At 75.0% G+C, this 3,150-nt stretch carries 5 protein-coding genes; 4 read left to right on the top strand and 1 reads right to left on the bottom strand.

The genetic code is table 11. The features are described 5' to 3' along the window. From QM633_RS02150 to QM633_RS02140, 3 genes are all read left to right on the top strand, one after another. Positions 1-128: hypothetical protein (locus tag QM633_RS02150; protein WP_415152077.1), on the top strand; the 128-nt coding region annotated here is incomplete at its 5' end. 117 nt (positions 129-245) lie between these two features. Further along, the gene (locus QM633_RS02145; protein WP_415152076.1) at positions 246-1,319 is read left to right on the top strand and encodes a malate dehydrogenase; all 1,074 of its coding nucleotides are present in this window, start codon (positions 246-248) and stop codon (positions 1,317-1,319) included. Then, positions 1,316-1,783 (top strand): hypothetical protein, encoded by a 468-nt coding sequence (locus tag QM633_RS02140; RefSeq protein WP_415152075.1) that lies wholly within the window; start codon positions 1,316-1,318, stop codon positions 1,781-1,783. Before QM633_RS02145 ends, QM633_RS02140 begins: the two co-directional genes overlap by 4 nt. Before the next feature lie 69 nt (positions 1,784-1,852). On the opposite strand, the gene QM633_RS02135 is transcribed toward QM633_RS02140, so the two are convergent. Continuing rightward, a complete protein-coding gene (locus QM633_RS02135) occupies positions 1,853-2,275 on the bottom strand; it encodes a DUF3151 family protein (RefSeq protein WP_415152074.1) in 423 nt (140 codons plus the stop codon). 102 nt (positions 2,276-2,377) lie between these two features. On the opposite strand from QM633_RS02135, the gene QM633_RS02130 reads away from it, so the two are divergent. Next, a complete protein-coding gene (locus tag QM633_RS02130; protein WP_415152073.1) occupies positions 2,378-2,926 on the top strand; it encodes an isochorismatase family protein in 549 nt (182 codons plus the stop codon). Positions 2,927-3,150 lie beyond the last annotated feature (224 nt).

The raw sequence follows: 3,150 nt of genomic DNA, 5'->3' as shown, positions 1-3,150 counted from the left end.
TGTTCGGCAAACCGTCGGTGGCCGGACGCCGCCGGGTCGCGGTCACCCTCGCCCGCGGAGCCGATGTCGAGGAGGCCCGGCAGCGCGCGAGGGACGCGGCGGCCGCGCTGCGCGTCCACCTGGACTGAGTCGCCCCGCACCCCCTCGGATCCGCCGGCGACCGCTCGCCGCCGGCACGGGCCGTGCCCGCCGTCGGCGGCCAGGCGTGCAACACCGCCGAAACCTCTCCCGCCTAGCCTGCAGGAATGGATGTGGCGGTGATCGGTGCCACCGGCGACGTGGGGCGGCAGGTCTGCGTCCAGCTGATCGAACGCCGGATCGTGCCGACCTCGTCGCGGCTGCAACTCGTCGCCCGCGCGGACGGGCCGTCCGCCCACGCCGCCTACGGGCTGCGCGCCGACCTCGTGGACGCCTACGCAGAGCACACGCCACTGATCGACGTCGCGCTCGACCCGTCGGAGGTCGTCGCCGACGTGGTCGTGATGACGGCCGGCCGCACCATCCCTGCCACGCCGGGCGGCACGGTCGACCGTCGTGGGCTGGCCGCGGGGAACATCGAGGTGTTCCGCTCCTACGCCAGCGCCCTGGCCGACCACGGCTCCGGCCACGAGGTCGTGATCGTGGTGTCGAACCCGGTCGAGCTGGGCGTGGCGGTGTTCGCCCAGGTCCTGGGCAGGCACCGGGTGATCGGCATGGGCGCCTGGCTGGACACGCTGCGGTTCCGCCGCGAGATCGCCACCTCGCTGGGGATCCGGCGGCAGTCGGTCGGCGGGTTCGTCGCCGGACAGCACGGCGACGACCTGGTCCCGCTGTGGTCGAGCGTCCGGATCACCGGCCTCACCCCGGACGAACGCGCCCACGCGGTCGGCGCCCTGCGGGGCCGGCGGAGCCTGGACGACTTCGGCGCGGAGGTGGAGCACGCCAAGCTGGTGCTGTCGGAACTGGCGGTCACCGACATGCGCGCGGCCTTCGACGCGATCGACGAATGGCCGCCCGATCTGCGCGCCGTCGCCCGTCCATGGCTCACCCACCAGAGCGGGGCGAAGACCGCCTCCGGTACCGCGGGGGCGACCGTCGACCTCGTCGAGGTGGTGCTCGACGGCCGCGAGATCGTGGTCGCCGGCCAGGTCGCGCTGGACGGGGAGGCCTCGGTCGGCGGGGTCGGAGTCCGCGGTGTCGCCGGCGTCCCTGCCGTGCTCGGCCCGGAAGGGTGGACGCGGATCCTGCTCGACCCGCTCGCCCCCGATGAGTCGCGCCGGCTCGCGGCGAGCATCGAGCGGATCACGCGGGCGCTGGCGGAGTGGGGAGTGGAGCCGTGAGGGACCTGGCCCCGCCGCGGCAGCGCTACGTGGCCTTCGTGCGTGCGGCCGACCGGCCGGGTTCGCTGACCGCGGTCGCCGAGGTGATGAGCAGCCGCGGCGTGAGCATCGAGTCGTTCCGGTCGAGCGCGCGGCTGTCCGGGACGGCGATGCTGACCCTGGTGTTCAGCACCAGCGCCCGACTGGAACGCCTGATCGAGCGGACGCTGGCCCGGCTGGCCGCCGTGAGCGATGTGACGGTGTTGCCCGCCGACGCGCCGCGGGTGCGCGCGGTCGGGGTGGTGCACGCCGCACCGGGCCGGCGGTTCATTCCGCCCGGCGACGCCGCCGTGACCTGGTCGGGCGACACCTCCCTGGACCAGCCGCTGCTCATCGAGGGCACGCTCGTCGACGTGGAGAAGGTGCTCGCCGCTGCCGTCGCCGAGGGCGCGGCGCTGGTGAGCTCGATCGTCCTGCCGCCCTGATCGAACCGGGCGTCCACCGAGCCCGGCCACGGTTGGACCGGCCGGGGCGGCGACGCCGGGGGACGCGGATCAGCGCAGGGCCGCGACCTCCGCGGCGGACGTCCCGGAGTCGCGCAGGAACTGCTGGCAGCGATCGGCCTCCTCGGTCTCGCCGATCGCCGCGGCCGCCTCCGCCAGCGCGAGCAGGGCACGCAGGAAGCCCTGGTTGGGCACGTGGCCGGCGGGGATCGGGCCCTGGCCGCGCCAACCCGAGCGGCGCAGGGCGTCCAGGCCCCGGTGGTACCCGGTGCGGGCATAGGCGTAGCCGGCGACCGGGTCCGTTCCGAGCGCCTCCTCGGCCAGGAGCGCCCACAGCAGCGACGCGGCCGGGGCGGACGGGACCGCCGCGCGCGGCGAGGTACCGGCGGCCAGCGCCGCGCGGGCGGTCGCGTCGGGTCCCTCGGCGGGAAGGAAGGTCGGGTCGGGTCCGGGCAGCAGGTTCTGGTGGGTCATGCCAGTGAGTCTGCCGCCCGTGACCAGGACCGCACCAGTACGGCGCGTCGCTGTCGGAAGCGAGGGGTACGGTTCCAGACGTCCAGGAGTTGAGGAGGCAACATGACCACCCTGACCGACCGAACCGGGGCAGCGCTCGTGGTGATCGACGTCCAGAACGGCGTGGTGGCGCAGGCGCACGACCGCGCCAGGGTCCTGGAGGCCATCGGCACCGCCGTGCGGCGGGCAAGGGCTGCCGGCATCCCCGTCGTCTGGGTGCAGGACACCGGCGATGACCGCGAGCCCGGCAGCGACGCCTGGCGGATCGTCTCCGAGCTCGACCCCGCCGACGACGAGCCGCGCGTCCAGAAGGCCTACGGCGACTCGTTCGAGGCGACCGACCTGGAGGAGATCCTCGCCGGGCGCCACGTCGGCCGGCTCTACATCGCCGGCGCGCAGACCGACGCCTGCGTGCGTTCCACGCTGCACGGCGCCTTCACCCGCGGCTACGACACCGTGCTCGTCTCGGACGCCCACACGACCGAGGACCTGACCGAGTGGGGCGCCCCTGCGCCCGAGGCGGTGATCGCCCACACGAACCTGTACTGGCAGTTCCAGTCCGCCCCGGGCCGGGAGGCCGGCGTCACCACCGCGGCAGAGCTGTTCGCCTAGCCGCCCCTGCGAGCGGCGGGACAGCCGGGGGCCTTCGTGACCCGCCCGGCGGGCCGGGAGACTAGGGGCCGCCGGGACCACCCCCGAAGCCGCCGGGACCACCCCCGAAACCACCGGGACCTCCACCGAAGCCGCCGGGGCCGCCGAAGCCGTGGCCGCCCCAGCCGCCGCCGAAACCGAACAGGCCACGTCCGAAGCCGAAGATGCCTCCGGGGCGGTCGAAG

This window comes from Propionicimonas sp., assembly GCF_047606205.1.
Lineage (GTDB): Bacteria > Actinomycetota > Actinomycetes > Propionibacteriales > Propionibacteriaceae > Propionicimonas.
Note: the sequence above shows the minus strand (reverse complement) of the source record. Positions and strands in the feature narration are given on the sequence as shown.

Coding starts and splice junctions, on each gene's coding strand:
- QM633_RS02145 (WP_415152076.1), top strand. CDS start 246: ATGGATGTGGCGGTGATCGGTGCCACCGGCGACGTGGGGCGGCAGGTC.
- QM633_RS02135 (WP_415152074.1), bottom strand. CDS start 2,275: ATGACCCACCAGAACCTGCTGCCCGGACCCGACCCGACCTTCCTTCCC.
- QM633_RS02130 (WP_415152073.1), top strand. CDS start 2,378: ATGACCACCCTGACCGACCGAACCGGGGCAGCGCTCGTGGTGATCGAC.